A 15,048-nucleotide genomic window follows, 5' to 3' on the forward strand; every position below is an offset into this window, starting at 1 on the left:
CATTCAGGGGATATGATCTAATTTGTATAGGGCCAATATGGAAATCTGTTTTAAAAACTTCTATCACATTTAGCATAGACAGAAAATAGAAAACAAGCTTAACTAAATGCGTCTTTCTCTTTATTAACCAAGGATGTTGTCTATGAGAGTGAATCAATATATTCAGGGGTTGCCTTGCTGGGTAGAGCTGGCTAGCCATGATGCATTGGCTGGAAAGCAGTTTTATGCGGAACTGTTTGGCTGGAGAACTCAAGATATGCCAATACCGGATGGCATATACACTATGTTTGGTCTAACACCTGATTCAGCTTCAGATGGTGAAGGGCAAGATGATATTGGTGCTGCATATCAGATGCCAAAAGAGATGTCTGATCAGGGAGTGCCGACGACGTGGTTAGTTTATTTTGCCGTCGATAGTGTCGATGAAACTGTTGAGAAGGTGAAAGCAGAGGGAGGCAGCTTATCTATGGGACCGTGCGATGTCGGTACCGCAGGTAGGATGGCGATGTTTAGTGATCCCGAAGGCGCAAGATTTGCTGTGTGGCAGGCGGGTGAGCATATTGGGGCTCGACGTCAGGGTGAACATGGCACCTTATGTTGGGTCGAGCTTGCCACCAGAGATCCGGCATCTGCCAAGATGTTTTACCCCAATGTTCTGCATTGGACTAGCCATGCAGGGGACATGCCCGAGTTTGAGTACACGGAATGGCTAGTGGGTGATAAACCCATGGGAGGAATGTTACAGATGAATGAAGAATGGGGAGAAGTGCCTCCTCACTGGATGCTTTATTTCGCCGTGGATAACTGTGATGAAGCGGCTGCCAAGGCTAAGCAGCTTGGAGGTGAGATATGTGTGCCACCGACCGACATCGCTAAAGTTGGCCGGTTTGCCGTGATTAATGACCCACAGGGCGGCTTCTTCTCTATTATCACGCTAAATCTACAACAAAGCGCTAGTCATCTGGCTTAGATCTGTCTCCCCCAGAGCTTCAGCTTCTGATTCGTTAGCCTCTATGAGCTGGGGACATAAATTGGTCCCCAGTTTCTAGCTTTGCACCATGACTTGGCGCGACAAGCGCCTTAAAAATTTCCTGCTAAACTTTAATGAGTTAACCCACTCTGTACTCGACAGATGGATTTCAGCTTATGAAGCAGCTTTCAATACGGCAGAAGATTATCCTGGGCTTTAGTGCCATAGGTGTATTACTGATCACTGCGAGTAGCTTTTTTTATCAGTCTTTGAGTCATATCAGTCGAGCTAATCTTGATATTGAAACTTTAGCCGTTCCTGTGCAGAAACAAAGCAATGCTCTACAGCTGAAGCTGCTGCAGATGGTAAAGCTGGTAGCTGTGGCGAATACTCAAAAGGCCAAAGATAAAATCTTAAAGAGCCAGCAAGAATTTAATCAGCTTAAGCTTAGTTATTCTCAAGCATCCAATGCACTAGAAAGTAAAATCTCAGATCAAACACAGATGCAGAATGCTCTGGGAAATTCAAATGATCTCTACAAAGGGTTTATTGAAGCGAGTGATGCAATGATTCGAGCGAAACTTTCCAATTTGGCAGCCAATGAGGAGTTTAAAAAAGGTTATATGTTGTTTGATGATGCTCGTTTCGGTGCCAGTAATACAATGTTAGATCTAGAGCTAATCTCTGCGGCAGAAGAACAGCAAAGGCTGTTAGAGGAAGTAATAGGTACAGGAACACGCATCGATGACATGCTATTTACCATGGGCAACACCATGGCTGGATTAATGCGAGTCGAGGAACTCGATTTATTACTTTCGCATCAAGAGGATATGGCATTTCTACTCAGTAATCTTAAGAGTAATTTCGATTACCTTAAGAGACAGGCCGAGCCCTTGGACACTCAATCTCTGCTCGGTGAAGCCAATGAAAAGCTGAATCTTGTCTTTTATTATCTCGAGGAACCTGGGGACTTGTATCGGTTACAGAGGGAGGTGATAGCTCAAGATCAAGAAGCGCAAGCCGCATATGGCCAAGTGCAGCAATATTTCTCTTCGAGTTTAAGCGAACTAGAGCGTTTAGTGACGTTGGCAGATGAGAGATTTATGGTGTTGCAGCAAACGGCCAAAGATGAAATAGCCACGGGAGAGACATTAGCCATAGTGCTCGCTGTGGTATTTGTCATCATGGCCAGCCTAATCTCTCTGATGACGACTCGTGCCATGCTGCGGCCACTGAATGCAGTTAACAGGGCACTAGCACGTATTGCAAGCGGAGACCTGAGCCGAAGAGTCACTAAGGTGAATGATGATGAGTTTGGCACACTTATCGATAGTATTAACAAGCTGTCGGAAGATCTCACTCAGCTGCTCAATGACATTAGGGAAAATGCACATAAATTAGATGAGTCGGCAGTTTCATATAGCGAACAGAGTCAACGTATAGCCGGAGTTGCCAGTGCACAGATAGCACGAGTTGATGATGTAAAGAGAAGCGCTGAACAGATGTCGGTTAGCTCAAATACGGTTAGGGATGTAGCCGATACCTCGGCAACAAATGTGTCTGAGGCCACAAAGCATAGTCATGGGATTAAGGACATAGCCGACGCTAATAACGCCAGAGTAGCACAGCTGTCTCAGCGTTTACTGGTGGCTGTGGAGATAATGACCAGGCTGAGTAGTCATAGCAAAAATATCGGCGGCATCTTAGATACCATAGTTTCCATCGCCGAGCAGACAAACTTGCTAGCACTCAATGCAGCCATAGAATCTGCCAGAGCCGGTGAACATGGCAGAGGGTTTGCGGTGGTGGCCGATGAAGTCAGGACTCTAGCCATGCGAACTCAGGAATCTACTGCGGAAATTCAAGTGACGATTTCTGCCCTACAGCAGGAGACGACGAATGCCGAGGAAGCGATAGGCTTGGGGCAGTCACAGGCTTCTGAATGTGTAGAGCAGAGTCAGGAATTAACTCGGGCAATAGAGCTGATGGATAGCTCCTTGAATACCATAGAGCAGATGAGTAAGCATATTGCCCAGGTAGCACAAGAACAGCTATCCGATAGTGAGACTATAGTTTCAGGAATGAAGGAAGCCGCCGAGGCGGCAGAGCAAAATGCCGATGAGGCCAACGAAATGTCGAAAGGCAGCACTGAGATGAATGAGCTGGCTCATTCTTTGACTAGTTCGGTAGAACGTTTCCAGCTGTAATTTTATAATTTCGACAAGCGAGCATAAAAAAAACACCCAGCATTGCTGGGTGTTTAGTGTTATAGAGAGCTTATTTACTTAGTTTACGTGAGTAAACCAAGAGATAGAGGGCTGGCAGAACGAACAGTGATAACAGAGGCGCTGTTACCATGCCACCGACCATAGGTGCGGCGATTTTCTGCATTACATCATTGCCGGCTCCCGCGCCCCACATGATGGGCAGCAGACCGAAGAAGATGGTAGCAACTGTCATCGCTTTAGGGCGAATTCGCATCACCGCGCCTTCTATCAAGGCTTCTTTCAAGTCACTAACCGCTTCGTATTGACCTTTTTCTTTTCTATGCTTGATGGCGTTGTTGAGGTAGACCAACATTACCACACCAAACTCTGCGGCCACTCCCGCCAGGGCAATCATACCCACGGCCACGGCAACTGACATATTGAAGTCCAGAGCATATAGGAGCCAGGTACTGCCAACGAGTGCAAACGGCAAGCTGAACATGATCATACTGGCTTGTAGTGTCGAGCCGAATGTCATCATCAACAAGATGAAGATGACCCCCAGTGCCATGGGGATCACTTTCTTAAGCTTTTCATCGACACGTTGCATATATTCATACTGGCCAGCAAAATCGTAGCTGTATCTTGGTGGAACTGTTAGCTCATTTTCCAGTGCTGATTTAGCCTGATCTATATATTCACCAATCGAGGTTCCTTCTATATCGACAAACACCCAAGAGATTAAACGACCATTCTCACTCTTGAGCATAGGTGCGCCGTCGGTGATCTCTATATCGGCTAAGTTACGTAGCGGCAGATAGTGTCCCGTCTTAGTGATAACCGGTAGCTCTCTGAGTTTTTCGATATTATCTCTTAGATCCCTAGGGTATCTAAGATTGATAGGGTAACGCTCTGCCCCCTGAACAGACTCACCAATATCCATACCGCCGATGGCGTATCGGACCACATCTTGGATATCGGTTAGAGTCATGCCATAGCGAGAGGCCACATCCAGCTTAGGTGTGATATCGATATAGCGGCCACCGCCCACACGTTCGGCATAGGCCGACTTAGTGTTAGGCAGTTTACTAAGTATGGCTTCTATATCTGTACCTATCTGCTGCAGCTCATTGACGTTGGCGCCGGTGATCTTAATGCCTACCGGAGTCTTAATCCCGGTGGAGAGCATGTCGATACGTGTCTTAATTGGCTGCACCCAAGCATTAGTAAGCCCTGGCACCTTTACGGTTTGTTGCAGCTGTTCTATGACATCCTTTAGTGTGTACCCTTCACGCCACTCATCCCTAGGTTTAAGCATGATGGTGGTTTCTAGCATGGTGAGTGGTGCCGGATCCGTCGCCGTTTCTGCACGGCCTACCTTGCCGAATACACGCTTCACTTCCGGAACTGTCTTAATTAACCTGTCGGTTTGTTGCAGTATCTCTGCAGCCTTACTGGCACTGATACCTGGCAAAGCTGTAGGCATATAGAGCAGATCGCCCTCATCCAGCTCTGGCATGAACTCGCTACCTAAATTGCTCATTGGGTACCAGGCACTCAAGAGTGCGATTAGCGCGACGACCAATGTCATCTTTGGAAACTTAAGAACCAGAGTCAAAGAGGGCTTGTACAGGGCTATTAGGAACCTGCTGATGGGGTTGCTGGTTTCCTTGGGGATTTTTCCTCGGATAAAGAAGCCCATAAGTACAGGCACTAACGTGATGGACAGCACTGCAGCTGCAGCCATAGCGAAGGTTTTTGTGTAAGCCAGTGGGCTAAAGAGTCGGCCTTCCTGAGCTTCCAAAGCAAATACCGGCATAAAACTCAGGGTAATGATCAGCAAGGAGAAGAATAGGGCAGGACCCACTTCGACCGAGGCTTCTGCTACCAGCTTCCAGTGCTCCTTTATGTCTGGTCGGCGTTTATTTTCTTGTTCGAAATGCTCCAAGTGCTTATGCATATTCTCGATCATGACAATCGCGCCATCGACTACTGCGCCTATGGCAATGGCGATGCCACCTAAGCTCATGATGTTCGCGTTGACGCCCATTTTATTCATTACTATGAATGCAATGAGTATCGCCAACGGCAAAGTAATCACGGCGACTAATGTCGAACGTGCATGCATCAGGAACAGCAAGCAGACCAAGCCAACCACAAACATCTCTTCGATCACCTTATGAAACAGGTTTTCCACTGAGCTTTCGATCAATTGAGATCTGTCATAGGTCGGGATGATCTCTACCCCTTCAGGTAGGCCTGCTTTTAGCTGCTCTAGCTTATCTTTAACCGCTTCTATAGTGGCCAAGGCATTCTCGCCGTAGCGCATGATTATTATGCCACCGACGACTTCACCTTCACCATCTAGCTCGGCGATGCCGCGGCGTGATGCAGGGCCTTTACGTACGGTAGCAACGTCCTTGAGCAATAAAGGCGTTCCCGACGGGCTGGTTATCCCGAGAGGGATCTCCCGAAAATCATCCAATGTTTGACGATAACCTTTGGCGCGAACCATGTATTCGGCTTCGGCCATCTCGATAACTGAGCCACCGGCTTCGGTATTTGACTTAGATATGGCATCTTTTATGGCTGCTATATCTAGCTTATAGATGGCCAACTTATCGGGTTCTATAACGATCTGGTAAGTTTGTTCCATGCCACCTACGGTGGCGACTTCGGAAACGCCAGCCACACTTTGAAGTTCAAGTTTCAGATACCAATCCTGCAAACTCTTTAGCTGTGAAAGATCTAAATTACCGGATCTATCCACCAGAGCGTACTCAAAAATCCAACCCACTCCGGAAGCGTCCGGTCCCAAAGATGGCTGAACCCCCTGGGGTAGACGGCTACCCACTTGATTCAGATACTCCAAAACTCGAGAGCGAGCCCAATAGATATCCGTGCCATCTTCGAAGATGACATAGACATATGAGTCGCCAAAGAAGGAGTAACCACGAACAGTCTTGGCTCCCGGAACAGCCAACATGGCGGTAGATAGCGGATACGTGACCTGCTCTTCGACCAGTTTAGGTGCCTGTCCTGGGAATGGCGTCTTGATAATAACTTGTACGTCTGAGAGATCTGGCAAGGCATCTAAGGGCGTATTTCTTAGCTCCTGTACGCCCCAGACAGTGATCATTATGGTGACAATAAGCACCATTAACCTTTGTTTTATAGAGACTTCGATGATTTTCTTAAGCATGAGAAGAGTCCCCCAATATCAAATCGTAGCTGCCAATAGAGGCTTCGTCATTAATGTTTTTAAGCATGATAAATCCTCCTAGTGCTGATGACCGCTACTCAGGCGCATTAAACTGCCCTTGAGACTGGCTTCTGAATCGAGTAAGAACTGACCGGAAGTGATCACACGTTCACCTTCGCTCAAACCATCGATAATCTCGGCCTTGCCTTGGCTTAGCATACCCACTGTGACCTTACGTGCGGTAAAGCTGTTATTTTCCAGCTTTACTATGACGCGGTTCTCTTTACCCGTTTGGATCAGAGCCTCTTGAGGGATCACTAGAGCATCTTCATTGGGGCCACCGAAGATGTCTATCTTGGCTAAAGTGTTTGGTCTTAGCTCTATATTGTGATTTTGAACCACAATTCTGACCCGTAAGCTACGGGTGATAGGATCTAGCTCAGGATAGATATAATCAATCTTACCTTTGATGCCCTTGATCCCCATGGCAGGTACAGAAACTTCGGCTTTTTGACCTACTGCGAGCCAGCTTTGCTCATTTTCAAAGACATCGGCGATCACCCAGACTTTAGAGAGGTCGACTATGGACATTATCTCGGTAGCGGGTTGAATATACATACCATCTCTGATGGTTAACTCTTTTACTATGCCGTCACTCTCGGCGTAGAAGGGCACTCGATATTGAGTTTTCTTTGATTTTGCTAATGCCTTTATTTGGCTCTTATTTAAGCCAAGTAATTCTAATCTTAGGCCTGCTTTTCTGAGTAAATCTTGGTAACTGGCATTTTTCCCCGTACGTCTCAAAGTATCTTGGGCGAGTAGGAAGTCATCCTGTGCGTTGATCAGATCCGGTGAGTAGATCTCATACAAGAGTTGCCCTTTAGTTATCTTGTCACCGACAGACTTGATAGTCAGCTTCTCGATCCAACCAGTAACCCTGGCGTGGATATGATTGATTTTACTCTCGTCATAATCAATCTGGCCTACTGTCTGAACAAATTTCCATAAAGTATCTTTTTCTACTCTAGCGACCTTTAGAGCCAAGGCTTGCTGCATGCCACCAGAGACATCTATCTGGATCTCTTTGCCGTTACCACCTATCTCAACCTTTTCCAGATTCATACCACAGATTGGGCAGGTACCCGGCACATCGCTGATGATATGTGCATGCATAGGGCAGACATATTTTATTGTGCCACCGTCATCGAGCGAGGCTGGCTTAGCGCTGCTAAATACTGTGTCAGCAGGAGTGATTGCCGATTGAGCCATATGTTCGTGGCCCGAGTGGTCTTCTGGGATTGATTCACTCATGTTATGGGCCGAGTGCTCTATATCTCCTTTCTCTTCCTCCTCCTCTTCCACGAGGTACATGTTGCAGATAGAACAACGGGTGCCTGCTTCATGGCTGGTAATTTCAGGATGCATAGGGCATGAATAGGTTATCGCTTCATGTCCTTCTGTGTGGTTATGCTCAGTAGCTGGGCTCTGAGCTATCAGCGACTGAGAATGGGCTAACTGCGGTGTCACAACCATAAATAGGCTGAGCAGGTAGGCTAGTTTTTTGCGTTTGTTCATTTCAAATTGACTCATGATGCCTCATCTCCACTCAAAATTAGTGTTTGTGGTGAACTGCTGGTTTAGTATCTGCCTTGGCTTGCAAGGGCTCTAAGTTCATGCCGCATTTAGGACATGTATCACCCTCTTTCCCGGTGATTGACGGATTCATCGGGCAAGCATGGGTATCTGCAGATACACCGTTTTCATGAGCCGTAGCCTTATGATGAGGGCAGTTATCACAGCTTTGGCCTTTATGAGAACTGGCTTTCATGGCTGTTAAGCTCATACCGCATTTAGGACAAGTATCACCTTTTTGTCCCGTTATCTCAGGATGCATAGGGCAGGCATGATCGGCCTTCATTTCTTGATGTTGAGCATGTTCTTGCTGCTGTGAATGGTCATGCGCAGATACAGCTGGTACAACTGAAACTAAGATAAAGGCAGATAAAATAAGGCTAATAAGGGGTTTCATTTATAAAATCCATCATATAGACGGCCGTCAGGTTTGATCTAATAGATCGAAAACAAGTAACGGCTAATATAAAACTAATCACAATTAATAACAGTCTTAATCAAGCATAATAAATCGATAGTCTGACAGGCAGAACAAATCGTGCTGTTAAGAATCTAATTATTAATCGAATCGAATAATTGTCTTAAAGGTATAGCTGAGTAAGCAGTCGATAGGACTACTGGATTTAAGATACAAGCATCTTAAGTCCTGTTTTTTAAGCTATGGGAGGTCTGATATCTTTAGTGATAGAGATTGAATGGAAATGAGGCATTTGAGTGGCCAATGCTAACTCAGAGGGACTAAATCCTGGCCAAGATCTAGTATCGAAAAGAGTGCCTGTCACCGAGATAACGAGACAATGATTACAATCGCCCTGGCAGTATCCGTTGCCGTTACAGCAGCTCTGAGCTTCGTCGGGAAGCACTACGTTGAGTTGCTCTGAGTCGCAGCATTGGGGGATGTTATCTGTCTGTTCCGAGTGGCAAGCAACTCCATCTTTCATGCTCATCATTTGTGTATGGTGTGAACCAGACATCATGGCTTCATGTGCTTGCGCCTTTCCTATCATCAGAGACCCATTAGATAGCAGCCCTTGGCTCAGCATAGCGAGCAGGGTAAAGGCTATCAATGTGTGACGGCGAATAAGGGTAAACATAAACATCCAATAATGAGTTATGGCTAGTCTAACATGAGCGAGTAATAGTACATTGACTGAATTCACATTTCTCGGTTTAAGCTCGATGAATTCTTCACTTCAACAAGGTCAATATTTTCTGTCGATATCTGTTACTGGCTCAATTTTGCTTCATTAATTGTATCTAAATCTAAAAATAACTACCCAGCCATTTCAACAAAGTTAACTATTGAAATGGCTTAGATATGACCGGCTTATTTCTTTGCCAGTAGAAGCTGAGCCATCAGCTGGTGGTGAGTCAGCAAGGTTACATCTTTGCTCTCTCCTAGGGATCTAGTGAGGGTGATCACTGGGTTATCGATAAAGTCGTAGGCTTCATCTTCGGTATCTATAACCGGAGTCATTGCTTGATATTGAGCTTGCTCAACAGAGCTCATGATTAGGTAGAGAGGCGCAGATTTTACCCAAGCCCCCGAGTCATCGGCATTAACTTCGAAGATGTCGTGATACTTGAGTTCGATTAAGTTTTTACCCTCGGCAAGCTGTATTTCGTGGGTGCCAAACTTCGTTTCTCCATTGATGCCTGTAACTGAGAGTGAATCTGGAAAAGAGACGCTGGCAGCTGAAGATGAGAAGCTAGTTAAACTTATAAGGGCTAAGGCTGCAACTGTGATAAATGTTTTCATAATAGACTCCAATTGGAACTATGCCTAGACAGGAGCAAGATCTATAACGCGGCTGACTATGGGGCTCTTAAGATAATAGTGAAGAGCACCTTCATAGACACGGCATTAGGCTCTGTCTTTAGGCAAAAATATAATAAATTGTTTTGGGTGCGACTTTAGCAATATGCCTAGGCGCCAAGCTTTAAACGGTTAAGTTAAACTTGTCCAAATTGGAGGGGGATTAAACGTTGCGAGGTCTGAGGTTTGAGCTGACCATGATAGTGTCTGAACTTTACCGTTGGATTCTGGTGATGACAGAGAGAATTGAGCTTGAATTAAGATGCCACTAGCGCTGGCGCAGTGGGAGATACATCCTCCTGAGCCCATCATCTCACATAGGGCATCACAGTCGATAAGGATATCGCTATCACTAGTCGTCAGATTCGCGACCATCATGTCACATTCTTTCTCACCATGTTTCATGATCATCTCAGCTTTCGAGCCTGTGTCTGAATCAGAGGGGGATGTAAATTTTGATGTGAGTGTTGAGCTCTGTTGGACTTGTCCCATGGACATCTTCATAGATGCATCAGAACTGCCCATTTCTGCCATATGAGAGTGAGTAAATGCATGCAAAAATCTCGGCATAGCCATCACTGGTGTAAGCAAAAATTGCCCCACCAAAGAGATGATTAATACAAGATGTGTAATTTGCTTCAACATTTCTCGCTCTTAATTCGTTAAATGAATAGTGTGTTGTTCTAATAGACCCAGTAATTATATAAAAAGTTTCAAACTTTGAAAATCTTTTTTTTGATCGAGGTCAATAAAGGGATAAATAAAATATTTCGACCTATAAAATCATGTAAAATGTGTTAATTATCAGCTTGTTACGCGTGCGCCCTTGCTAAATGCATGGGTTTGAATTAACTTTAGCTATAGTGAATATAAATTGAACTAAGTGCATTTTTCTCTATTTAGCAAATAGAGTTAGAGCTAGATCTCATTTGCACTATTTCTCTCAGATCAGGTGGTAAGATCTGGTTTATAATTTCTGCCATAGAGATGAAGTAATAATAAGTACTAGTTACTAGGTAGTAAAAAATAAAAAGCTAAGTACTCAATAAAAATCATATTTTACGGAGAAGAGTGATGAACTGGCGTGCCCTATTTAAACCAAGTGCGAAATATTCAATATTAGCCCTACTTGTGGTTGGTATTGTAGTCGGTGTTGTTGGCTATTTTGCTACACAACAAACTTTACATGCGACAAGTACAGATGAGTTCTGTATGTCTTGTCATAGTAACCACTCTTTGAAAGATGAAGTGTTGGCTTCTGCACACGGCGGAGGAAATGCTGGTGTGACGGTTCAATGTCAAGATTGTCACCTTCCACACAATCCAGTTAAGTACATGATTAAAAAGATTATCGTATCTAAAGATCTCTATGGGTTCCTAACTATCGATGGCTTCAATACCCAAGAATGGTTAGATGCAAACCGTAAGGAACAAGCCGATCACGCGCTTAAATACTTCCGTGCTAATGATTCTGCTAACTGTCAGCATTGCCATACTCGTATTTACGAGAATCAGCCTGAAACGATGAAGAAGATGGCGAAGAGAATGCACGAACGTAACTTCAAGAAAGAAGCCGATAAGCGCAAGACTTGTGTGGACTGTCACAAAGGTGTGGCACACGTTTATCCTAAGGGATAAACCTTAAGGCTCTTTATAGAATAACGTAAGCCCCATAGCTTGTGCTACGGGGCTTTTTTGTGCTTGTTGTAGCTCTGTATGAGTTTGTACCAGCTTGTATCATTATGCGTTAATATACTAAGAGGCTAATAACTCATCTCGTATCTGCTGGCTTGGTTCAGTTATATCTATAGGTATTAAACCTCATGTTCAATCATTCATCTTACTTTTACCGGGGAGGTCTATGTCAAATCGTTCACCTCTCACTCGTATCGAGGGAGTACTGGAGTATATTCATGATAATTTGGATAAGAGCCTCTCATTAGAGGAGTTAGCCGAACAGAGTTGCTGGTCGAGATGGCAGCTACAGAGGGTGTTTCAGAGCCAAACTGGCTTGAGTGTTGCTCAATATGTTCGTGAGCTGAAGCTGAGCCTGGCGGCTGAGCGTATGATCACTGGTGGTGAGCGTATGCTCGATATAGCCTATGAGCTTGGATTTAACTCTGAAGTGAGTTTTAGTCGTGCCTTTAAGCAGTTTTTCGGTTCCAGCCCGAGGGAATATAAGCTCAGGGGGGTGAGAGTCGGCTTGAGAAATCCGCTGACCAAGCTAACGAATTTGGCTTCCTCTAGTGTTGTGGACAGTGCATTTCTGCAGACGCGTATCGAATATAGACCCGCATTCAGCATCCTAGGAGTATCTTCGCCCATCAAGGGGGTACTCTCAGATTCTCCAGATTTTTCTACCATAGTCCCGGAAACTTGGCGAAAGTTGCATGATATTCTGGATGCTCAGTTGGTATCTGCTAGTGAGCTAATAGGTGTCGTCGATACCCGTATAGTGGCTGAGCCACTTATTAACTATTGGGCCGGGATTGAAAGTCAGACTATTAAATGGGATGGCCAGAAAGTTCTACAAACTTTGAATCCGTTAGAGATACCGGCTCAAGAGTATGCAGTTGTCTCATATACTGGGGCTATTAGTGGTTTTTCTCATGTGGTTGAGTGGCTGATCTGTACCTGGTTACCCGAATCAGGATACTCGGGAGTCGAAGGTTTAGAGCTTGAAACCTATGGTGCCATAGAGGAGAGAGACAATGAGGCCCATACCGAGATGGAATACTGGCTTCCTGTTGAGAGGAAAGTTTAAGCCTGTTTTACCTGAACTTTAAAACCATGTAACTGAAATTTAGATGTTTGTCATAATGCTGAGCTACTGATTATCCCTACGCGTATAGATATTGTGATTTTCCTCCCGAAATGACCAACAAATTGAATATTTACATTCCCATGCACCAAATTGTTAATTTTATCTCTGCTAAAGACTATATTATCCACACCTGATAATCATTCTCATTTATATTCTCATAAGCAACTCAGTCTGCTGTTGAGAAGCCTAACCTGAATTTAGTAGAGGGCTTCATGGTCTCAAGTAAGCGCAACCTGATATTTCATCGCACCGTTCTGGCAACGGCTATTATGGCTTCATTGTCGTACACCCAGTCTGTCAACGCGCAGGAGTCAGATGACTCTGTGATTGAAGTTCCTCAGATGGAGACCATTACCGTTCTCGGTCAGGCATATCGCAACACAGCGACTAAAACCTCGCTACGTCCTGAAGATACTCCTCAGGGGATAACAGTCATCGATAGCGAATTGTTGAAGGAGAGAGGTGTTAAGTCTTTAAACCAGGCACTAAGATATGTTCCAGGCGTGACTACCGAGCAAAAAGGTGGCGCGGTGACCATGTATGACACTTTCAATATTCGTGGTTTTGATGTTAACCAGAGCTACTACGACGGCCTGGTGCTTCAGTCGCTCACGGGCTGGAACCTGCAACCTCAGATCGATCCTATCGCTATCGAGCAGGTGGAGGTATTTAAAGGGCCTACTTCTGTACTTTATGGCTCTATGCCACCGGGTGGCATGGTTAATATGATTGCTAAGACGCCTCAAACCACGAGTAGTACCGAGATCACTGCAGCCACAGGATCAGATAACCTGATGGAAGCTTCGATCGATACTACGGGCCAGATTGGTGACAGCAACTTCTCATATCGTGTCGTTGCTCTGGCGCGTAAGAAAGATGGCCAGGTGGATCATACCGAAGAGGAGCGTTACGTTTTTGCACCTTCTTTAGATTGGAACATATCAGATAGCACCTATATCAATTTCAATCTTTATTATCAGAATGACCCTGCTATGGGGATGAACTCATCATTGCCTGCTTCGGGAATGATCTATGATAATCGAGCTGGCAGTACCAGCCCATCGACCTTTGCCGGTGATCAAAACTGGAGCACTTTCGAGCGTGAATTTTGGATGGCAGGTTATAAGTTAAATCATGAGTTTAACGATAATTGGTCATTCCTGCAGAGTTTCCGTTATCTGGACGCTCAGCTGTATCAGGAGAATACCTATCATCAGGCGGGTAACTTCGATCCCGTTACAGGTAACTTAGACAGAAATATCTACAGCACAGATGAAGACTCTAGCGGTTATACGGTTGATAACCAGCTATCAGGCAGTTTCTATACCGGCAATGTAGAACATAATGTACTGATCGGTGTCGATTATCAGAAGATGAGCGGAAGCTCTGCATACTCAGAGTTTGGTACTACGAGTCAGTTTGGCGATTTCAATATTTTCAACCCAAATAATGACATGATAGATCCAAGTCAACTGACCTCTACTTATGATGCCAAGCAAGATGTTGATCTGGAGCAACTGGGCTTTTACTTCCAGGATCAGCTACGTATAGATAAGCTTATCCTGATCGCCGGTGGCCGCTTCGATGACTTTAGCGCATCGAGCCAATATATAGGTGATAGCAACAAACCGGAAGCTAATCATGACCAGTTTTCCTACCGTGTCGGTGCTATGTACGAATTCGATAATGGTGTTTCCCCCTTTATGAGCTATGCCACGAGTTTTGAGCCTGCGGCCGGCACTAAGTCCGATGGTAGTTCTTACAAGCCTGAACTCGGTGAGCAGCTTGAGGCAGGGATCAAGTACATCTCACCAGCTCAGGATATAACGGCCAGTGTCTCCTATTTTAATATCGTTAAAAGCGACGCCCTGATGTCAGATCCAAGTGATCCTTGGGGGAATAAACTCCAGGTCGGCGAGGTGCAATCCCAAGGAGTTGAGCTAGAGGGCCAGTGGTACCTGACGGACAATTTCGATATTTTAGCCAGTTATACCTATATCGATATGGAGATCACTAAAGATAGTGGTAACGATCTACAGGGAAAGGCGCCCATATATGTGCCTGAGCACACGGCGACACTATGGAGTAATTACTACATAAATTCTGGTGTGCTCAGTGGTGCGCGTATCGGTGGTGGTGTGCGTTATGTTGGTGAAATGCAGATGGATGCTATGAACACCGACACAGTTGAATCATACACCTTAGTGGATCTCTCCCTTGGTTATGACCTGAGTACATTGAGTAGCAACTTAAATGGCGCCAGCATGACGCTGATTGCTAATAACCTATTCAACGAGGAATATTATACCTGCTACGACTCGATGAACTGCTGGTATGGCGCAGAGCGCACCGTCGAGTTGAATTTTAAATATAATTTCTAGCCTGCTATCGAGGCTG

11 protein-coding genes are annotated in these 15,048 nt (G+C 45.1%); 5 read left to right on the forward strand and 6 right to left on the reverse strand.

Annotation, left to right across the window (positions count from 1 at the left end):
• Positions 1–142: 142 nt before the first annotated feature.
• Positions 143–970 (forward strand): VOC family protein, encoded by an 828-nt coding sequence (locus sps_RS01355; RefSeq protein ID WP_077750841.1) that lies wholly within the window; start codon positions 143–145, stop codon positions 968–970.
• A 176-nt stretch (positions 971–1,146) separates the two neighbouring features.
• On the forward strand, positions 1,147–3,177 hold the full coding sequence (locus sps_RS01360; RefSeq protein ID WP_077750842.1) for a methyl-accepting chemotaxis protein: 2,031 nt from the start codon (positions 1,147–1,149) through the stop codon (positions 3,175–3,177).
• Between the two features lie 70 nt (positions 3,178–3,247).
• Here sps_RS01360 and sps_RS01365 read toward each other — a convergent pair whose 3' ends face one another.
• The 6 genes from sps_RS01365 to sps_RS01390 form a co-directional block, all read right to left on the reverse strand.
• Positions 3,248–6,379, reverse strand: a complete 3,132-nt coding sequence (locus sps_RS01365) for an efflux RND transporter permease subunit (protein ID WP_077750843.1) — start codon at positions 6,377–6,379, stop codon at positions 3,248–3,250.
• 78 nt (positions 6,380–6,457) lie between these two features.
• Positions 6,458–7,969, reverse strand: a complete 1,512-nt coding sequence (locus sps_RS01370; protein WP_077750844.1) for an efflux RND transporter periplasmic adaptor subunit — start codon at positions 7,967–7,969, stop codon at positions 6,458–6,460.
• A 22-nt stretch (positions 7,970–7,991) separates the two neighbouring features.
• Positions 7,992–8,408, reverse strand: a complete 417-nt coding sequence (locus tag sps_RS01375; RefSeq protein WP_077750845.1) for a heavy metal-binding domain-containing protein — start codon at positions 8,406–8,408, stop codon at positions 7,992–7,994.
• Positions 8,409–8,664: 256 nt separating this feature from the next.
• Positions 8,665–9,105, reverse strand: coding sequence for a hypothetical protein (locus sps_RS01380; protein ID WP_077750846.1), 441 nt, complete (start codon positions 9,103–9,105; stop codon positions 8,665–8,667).
• A gap of 233 nt (positions 9,106–9,338) precedes the next feature.
• Positions 9,339–9,770, reverse strand: a complete 432-nt coding sequence (locus tag sps_RS01385) for a DUF2057 family protein (protein ID WP_077750847.1) — start codon at positions 9,768–9,770, stop codon at positions 9,339–9,341.
• Between the two features lie 189 nt (positions 9,771–9,959).
• Positions 9,960–10,472 (reverse strand): hypothetical protein, encoded by a 513-nt coding sequence (locus tag sps_RS01390; RefSeq protein ID WP_077750848.1) that lies wholly within the window; start codon positions 10,470–10,472, stop codon positions 9,960–9,962.
• Between the two features lie 429 nt (positions 10,473–10,901).
• Between sps_RS01390 and sps_RS01395 the strand changes: the two genes are divergently transcribed.
• From sps_RS01395 to sps_RS01405, 3 genes are all read left to right on the forward strand, one after another.
• Positions 10,902–11,465, forward strand: a complete 564-nt coding sequence (locus sps_RS01395) for a NapC/NirT family cytochrome c (protein WP_077750849.1) — start codon at positions 10,902–10,904, stop codon at positions 11,463–11,465.
• Positions 11,466–11,688: 223 nt separating this feature from the next.
• Complete coding sequence (locus sps_RS01400; protein WP_077750850.1) at positions 11,689–12,591, forward strand: AraC family transcriptional regulator; 903 nt, start codon at positions 11,689–11,691, stop codon at positions 12,589–12,591.
• 272 nt (positions 12,592–12,863) lie between these two features.
• Positions 12,864–15,032 (forward strand): TonB-dependent siderophore receptor, encoded by a 2,169-nt coding sequence (locus tag sps_RS01405; protein WP_077750851.1) that lies wholly within the window; start codon positions 12,864–12,866, stop codon positions 15,030–15,032.
• The last annotated feature ends 16 nt before the right edge of the window (positions 15,033–15,048 follow it).

It is taken from the genome of Shewanella psychrophila (assembly GCF_002005305.1).
Classification (GTDB): Bacteria; Pseudomonadota; Gammaproteobacteria; order Enterobacterales; family Shewanellaceae; genus Shewanella; species Shewanella psychrophila.

Coding starts and splice junctions, on each gene's coding strand:
- sps_RS01355 (WP_077750841.1), top strand. CDS start 143: ATGAGAGTGAATCAATATATTCAGGGGTTGCCTTGCTGGGTAGAGCTG.
- sps_RS01360 (WP_077750842.1), top strand. CDS start 1,147: ATGAAGCAGCTTTCAATACGGCAGAAGATTATCCTGGGCTTTAGTGCC.
- sps_RS01365 (WP_077750843.1), bottom strand. CDS start 6,379: ATGCTTAAGAAAATCATCGAAGTCTCTATAAAACAAAGGTTAATGGTG.
- sps_RS01370 (WP_077750844.1), bottom strand. CDS start 7,969: ATGAGTCAATTTGAAATGAACAAACGCAAAAAACTAGCCTACCTGCTC.
- sps_RS01375 (WP_077750845.1), bottom strand. CDS start 8,408: ATGAAACCCCTTATTAGCCTTATTTTATCTGCCTTTATCTTAGTTTCA.
- sps_RS01380 (WP_077750846.1), bottom strand. CDS start 9,105: ATGTTTACCCTTATTCGCCGTCACACATTGATAGCCTTTACCCTGCTC.
- sps_RS01385 (WP_077750847.1), bottom strand. CDS start 9,770: ATGAAAACATTTATCACAGTTGCAGCCTTAGCCCTTATAAGTTTAACT.
- sps_RS01390 (WP_077750848.1), bottom strand. CDS start 10,472: ATGTTGAAGCAAATTACACATCTTGTATTAATCATCTCTTTGGTGGGG.
- sps_RS01395 (WP_077750849.1), top strand. CDS start 10,902: ATGAACTGGCGTGCCCTATTTAAACCAAGTGCGAAATATTCAATATTA.
- sps_RS01400 (WP_077750850.1), top strand. CDS start 11,689: ATGTCAAATCGTTCACCTCTCACTCGTATCGAGGGAGTACTGGAGTAT.
- sps_RS01405 (WP_077750851.1), top strand. CDS start 12,864: ATGGTCTCAAGTAAGCGCAACCTGATATTTCATCGCACCGTTCTGGCA.